Here is an 869-nt window from a genome sequence, read left to right as displayed (position 1 = left end):
GCCGCCTGCTCGACCAGCGCCGCCAGCATATTGACGCCAAGCGAGGTATTGCCGGTTTGCAGCACGGCGATTTTTGTCGCGGCCGCGTCGATGGCAGCGTGATGCGCCGCCTCCAGTCCGGTGGTGCCGATGACGATGGGTTTATTTGCTGCAGCGCAGGCATCGAGTGTCGCCTGCAGCGCCTTCGGGGAAGAGAAATCGACCAGGACGTCGCTCGCCGCAACCAGCGCCGCCACATCATCGCCCTGATCCGCGCCGCCCGCATGTTCATGGCCCGCCTCGGCAATCGCCGCGACCAGCGCCTGTCCCATGCGGCCCTTGCTGCCGATAATTCCGATGGCTGTCATATTGCGTGTTCCGTTCGTCCTGAGCCCGGTTTCGTCATCCTGAACTTGTTTCAGGATCCACTTATCCTCTAGGCAGTTTCTATGAGACGAAATGGACCCTGAAACAAGTTCAGGATGACGAAAAGCAAAATGGCATGACGAAGAAGGACAATATGCAACGCGAAACACAGAATATCGTCATCCTCACCGGCGCCGGCGTCAGCGCCGAAAGCGGCGTCGCCACCTTCCGCGGGCCGGACGGTCTGTGGGAAGGCCACCGGGTCGAGGATGTCGCCACGCCCGAAGCCTTTGTCCGCGATCCCGAACTGGTGCAGAAATTCTATGACGAGCGCCGCGCCAGGCTGAAAACCGTCCACCCCAATGCGGCGCATCAGGCGCTGGCCCGGCTCGACGCCAAATGGTCAGGCGACTTGCTGCTGGTGACGCAAAATGTCGATGACCTGCACGACCGCGCCGGCTCCAAACGCCTGCTCCATATGCACGGCGAGCTGAACAGCGCCTGGTGTCTGGCCTGCGATGCGC

Annotated in this window: 1 protein-coding gene and 1 pseudogene; one reads left to right on the top strand and one right to left on the bottom strand. The window is 61.9% G+C overall.

Annotation, left to right across the window (positions count from 1 at the left end; genetic code table 11):
• Positions 1-347, bottom strand: a pseudogene (locus V7665_RS13625) (4-hydroxy-tetrahydrodipicolinate reductase); the annotation flags it as partial.
• Positions 348-481: 134 nt separating this feature from the next.
• Between V7665_RS13625 and V7665_RS13620 the strand changes: the two are divergent.
• Positions 482-869: Sir2 family NAD-dependent protein deacetylase (locus V7665_RS13620; protein ID WP_442955235.1), on the top strand; the 388-nt coding region annotated here is incomplete at its 3' end.

The organism is Parasphingorhabdus sp., assembly GCF_036964675.1.
Taxonomy (GTDB): Bacteria; Pseudomonadota; Alphaproteobacteria; order Sphingomonadales; family Sphingomonadaceae; genus Parasphingorhabdus.
This window is presented reverse-complemented; position numbering and strand designations above follow the sequence as displayed.